Raw genomic sequence first — 4,277 nt, 5'->3', positions numbered from 1 at the left:
CCTAACCAACTTGCTACAGATGTATCAAACCTATTAAGCAATGATCTAAAACTGTCCATCCAAGCATTTGTTCGTTCAATTTTATATCTCTGGCTATAAAGCAATTGATCAAAATGTTCATCTCTATCCGCATCTCCATTTCTTTTATTGAAACAAACATTTGCATTTATTTCTTTTTTCACACAACACAGCCTAAACTCTTTAGAATCAAAACCTGCATCGGCATTTAAGAAAAGTCCTTCAACTGGAATATTTGCTTGTTCTAATGTGCCTGTTACTACTTCAAACTGAGCTTCTATGTTATATAAGTCATTGTGGTTACCAGCCACCGGATTTGAAATAGCCAAAGGTAATCCTTGGCGGTCACTCAAATACAGTGCATTTGTTGTTTTACGTTTCTTTCTACCTTGATATTCTGCTTCTTCGCCACCTCTGATTGCAGAGGTATGACTACCATCAAAATCAACACTCGAAAGATCTAATTTTGATTTATTCTTTTCTAAAATACGAATCCAACTTTTCTTCAAAACGTCTGTTTTACACCATTTGCGATAATGGTAATAAACAGATTGCCAGCTCAACAAATCATCATCAAATAATGACTTTACTGGCAATTGATGCCATTGAACACCCGTTTTTAACTTATAAAGAACAGCATTTACTATTTCTTCAAGAGGAACTGTCACTTGAAAACCCCTTTTTGCTAAGGGTAAATAAGGAACAATTTCACTTTTTATTATATATTTGTCAAGTACACTGTACATGAGGGTTGGTTTTGAAATGAGTATGTTTGGCAACACAAATTTCGTCAACCCTTTTATATTTTCAAAATAGGTTTAAACGACTTCTATATCAAAAAACACTAAATGATAAAGATTATATAGATGAATCTGAACATGAATTTTATGCACAGGTAATCTACTTCAATTCATTGGATCGTATCGAAGATAAAATTAAGCTCAAGATTAAAAATGAGCTTACCCAATTGGTGAAACCTAAACCTACTAATAATCCTGTTGTTGTAGGAAAGCCAGAATCAGTTGCTAAAACAAAAAAACAATCTGTTGATTTTACATTTGGTGTTTTCTTGGATGGTACTCTTAATAATATGTACAATACTGAACTAAGACAAGCTGCTACTGGTACAAAGCCTACAAATAACACAGGGCTAATACTTAATGATGCAGATACTAAAGAAGTTTATAATGAAAAAGGAGGTGCAGTGAAAGGAGATCCTTCTAAAGGAAGTTCTAGCTATGAAAATGATCTCTCCAATCCCGCAATACTTTTTAAAAACTATAAGGATAATTTGAATGATAAAATATTTAAAGTATATACTGAAGGTATTGGCTCTAATACAAGACCCAATGAAGCTACAGGTAGATTAGATAAAAATGAATATAAAGGCGATGATATTCCTGGTAAAGCTGTAGGTATGGGAAAATCTGGTATAAAGAAAAAGGTACGCTTGGCAATTGATGATATGATAAAAAATATTAAGGGAATTAAAAGTACAGAAGAAATTGGTAATATAACTATAGATGTTTTTGGCTTTAGCAGAGGAGCTGCTGCTGCTCGGCACTTCGTACACGTTGTAACTGCAGGAGCTTACATTCCCAAAAAAAGTATTGCAGGTAAAGTAATGGGTATCATAGAAGATATACAAGGGTATGATTTGCAACCTGTTTATAAAGATAGATATATGCCTCCGTTTGGGTATCTAGGGCAAAAACTTGAAGAGGCAGCTTTATACAATGATAGTATAAAAGTAAAAGTACGTTTTGTAGGAATTTATGACACAGTGCCTCATCATGGTGTAGTACAAAAGAATGATTACGAAGATCTAGGGTTAGATAACGTTAACCGTGCACAATATGTGGTACATATGATAGCTGCAGATGAGCATCGTACCAATTTTAGCCTTGTAGATATTTCGTCTGTTACTAAAGTTTCAGCCGATAGTGGCAAGAAAGGAGGGACAGAACTAGTATTCCCAGGCGTACATTGCGATGTTGGTGGAGCATATGTAGAAGGATGGTCAGATTCTGCCAAAAATATCGATTCTACTCACAGTTATTTATCTTTAAAAGATCTTAGGAATCAATTTATTCAGCATGGTTGGTTTAAAGATAAAGAGATATTTGTAATCGATGCATTTGGTAACAAAATAGATGATAGCAACCATGAGAAAGTGCTGTATGGAGAATTTTCACTTTGTAGCAATAGACAGAGAGTAAGCAATCAGTACAGTTATATTCCTTTGCATATTATGGCAGAATTTTGTAATAAAAAAGGAGATTTAATAAATAACATAGAATTATTAGAATTTAAAAACTTTATTAATAATTGGATTGATAACAACATTGGTTTTTTACAAGATTTAAAGAAATACCTACGTTCTTATGCTTTTAACGGAGGACAGCCTCTATTGTATAAAGATAATATAAATGGAGTTCCCTATCCAATACAGTATGATGATAGTTTTTTTGAGAAGAAACCTAAAGTTGATAATCCAATACTACTGGCTTTGGATGATGATAAAGCCAAAAAAGTTGCTATCCATAAGTTAAGAAATCATTATCTTCATTGGAATTCTACCTATGGATATTGGAACTTAGATTCAGCTATACAAACCAATATGCCAAGAAAAGAAGACAAAATACGCAAACGAAAAATTTATTAATATGAAACTATTCTATTTATGCTATATGAGTTTTTTCTTATGGGCATGTCAAAATAAAACTAAAGAAAATATGAATCAACAAGACAGTTTTCCTTATATGGTTACAGCTACTGCACCTACAGAATACCCTACAGAAGTGCATATCGGTTATTTTGCGGATAAAAATAAAAAATTAATATGTGGAGTGCCGAAAACTGGTGTTTCTAGAGATGGTTGGCAATATGATGGAACAGAAGGTGGGCAAGGTGGAGCAGATGTACCTTATTATTTTGCGCTTACTTATGTGGCTTATGCAGAGAAGAAATTCTATACCGTAGAGACGGAGCTTCCTCATGACAAAATACTTGCCCTATTTCGAAAAGGATATGATAGATATGATGAATCTGGTAGAACAGTTCACGAAACCTATACTACTATCACAGTAGGTATGGCACCCGGAGGTATGGTAGTTTTATGGTTATCTGGACTTCATAACCGTGTAGAGATATGCCGATTACAAGCCAAAGAAACATTTGTAGATGTAAATTCGTTTTATGATAATCCACATGAAAGAACACAACAAGGATTTTTTGATGAATTGTATAAAATAGCTGTTCCAGACAGTATCAAGTCGGAGATTTCAAAAAGTGGTCTTCCAATAAAAAAATATGAAAATTATCGAGATCACTTTCAGTACCGTTTTGTACTTAATCCTTATGACGATAAAGATTATATAACCTATGAAAATACTTTATATTTCAATGGAGAAGAGGAGGAAATTTTAGGAGATGCAATAATTAAAAATGATTATAAAAAAAGAGGTATTCCTTATAAAAGTATTTTATTATTTACACTTTATAACACCACTATTATTTTTGATGATGATGAGATTCTAAAGGTATTCAACACACTCCAAAGCAAACATATTAATAAGCCAATAGATATCATACTTACACCTACTTTTATGTTTAAAGATATTAAATTATCTGTAAGGTGTGAAAATGACGAAATACCACTATTTAAATCTAAAATTCAAGGCGTTTTTGGAGGTTAATTGTTCAGAATTATTATTTAAATGATGAAAGAAATTTTTATTTTAATAATGGCATTCACAGTGTTGCAAAGTTGTAACAAAGAAAATATGAATCAGCAAGACAGTTTTCCTTATATGGTTACAGCTACTGCACCTACAGAATACCCTACAGAAGTGCATATCGGTTATTTTGCAGATAAAAATAAAAAATTGATATGTGGAGTGCCGAAAACTGGTGTTTCTAGAGATGGTTGGCAATATGATGGAACAGAAGGTGGGCAAGGTGGAGCAGATGTACCTTATTATTTTGCGCTTACTTATGTAGCTTATGCAGAGAAGAAATTCTATACCGTAGAGACGGAGCTTCCTCATGACAAAATACTTGCCCTATTTCGAAAAGGATATGATAGAGTAGATGGTAGTGATATGATTGTACACGAAAATTACACCAAACTTACAGTAGGTATGGCACCCGGAGGTATGGTAGTTTTATGGTTATCTGGTATTAACAACCGTGTAGAGATATGCCGATTACAAGCCAAAGAAACATTTGTAGATGTAAATTCGTTTTATGATAATCCA

Annotated in this window: 4 protein-coding genes; 3 read left to right on the top strand and 1 reads right to left on the bottom strand. The window is 33.1% G+C overall.

What is annotated here, in order from left to right:
- Positions 1 to 764 (bottom strand): transposase (locus tag ACKI42_RS00885; RefSeq protein ID WP_407401488.1); only part of this gene is annotated, 764 nt, incomplete at its 3' end.
- 26 nt (positions 765 to 790) lie between these two features.
- Between ACKI42_RS00885 and ACKI42_RS00880 the strand changes: the two genes are divergently transcribed.
- The 3 genes from ACKI42_RS00880 to ACKI42_RS00870 form a co-directional block, all read left to right on the top strand.
- The gene (locus ACKI42_RS00880; RefSeq protein ID WP_407401486.1) at positions 791 to 2,683 is read left to right on the top strand and encodes a T6SS phospholipase effector Tle1-like catalytic domain-containing protein; all 1,893 of its coding nucleotides are present in this window, start codon (positions 791 to 793) and stop codon (positions 2,681 to 2,683) included.
- A 70-nt stretch (positions 2,684 to 2,753) separates the two neighbouring features.
- Positions 2,754 to 3,716, top strand: a complete 963-nt coding sequence (locus ACKI42_RS00875; protein WP_407401484.1) for a DUF2931 family protein — start codon at positions 2,754 to 2,756, stop codon at positions 3,714 to 3,716.
- Positions 3,717 to 3,737: 21 nt separating this feature from the next.
- Positions 3,738 to 4,277, top strand: a 540-nt coding sequence (locus ACKI42_RS00870) for a DUF2931 family protein (RefSeq protein WP_407401482.1), incomplete at its 3' end; no start/stop codon positions are given.

Source organism: Chryseobacterium sp. (genome assembly GCF_045629545.1).
Taxonomy (GTDB): Bacteria; Bacteroidota; Bacteroidia; order Flavobacteriales; family Weeksellaceae; genus Chryseobacterium.
Note: the sequence above shows the minus strand (reverse complement) of the source record. Positions and strands in the feature narration are given on the sequence as shown.

Coding starts and splice junctions, on each gene's coding strand:
- ACKI42_RS00875 (WP_407401484.1), top strand. CDS start 2,754: ATGAATCAACAAGACAGTTTTCCTTATATGGTTACAGCTACTGCACCT.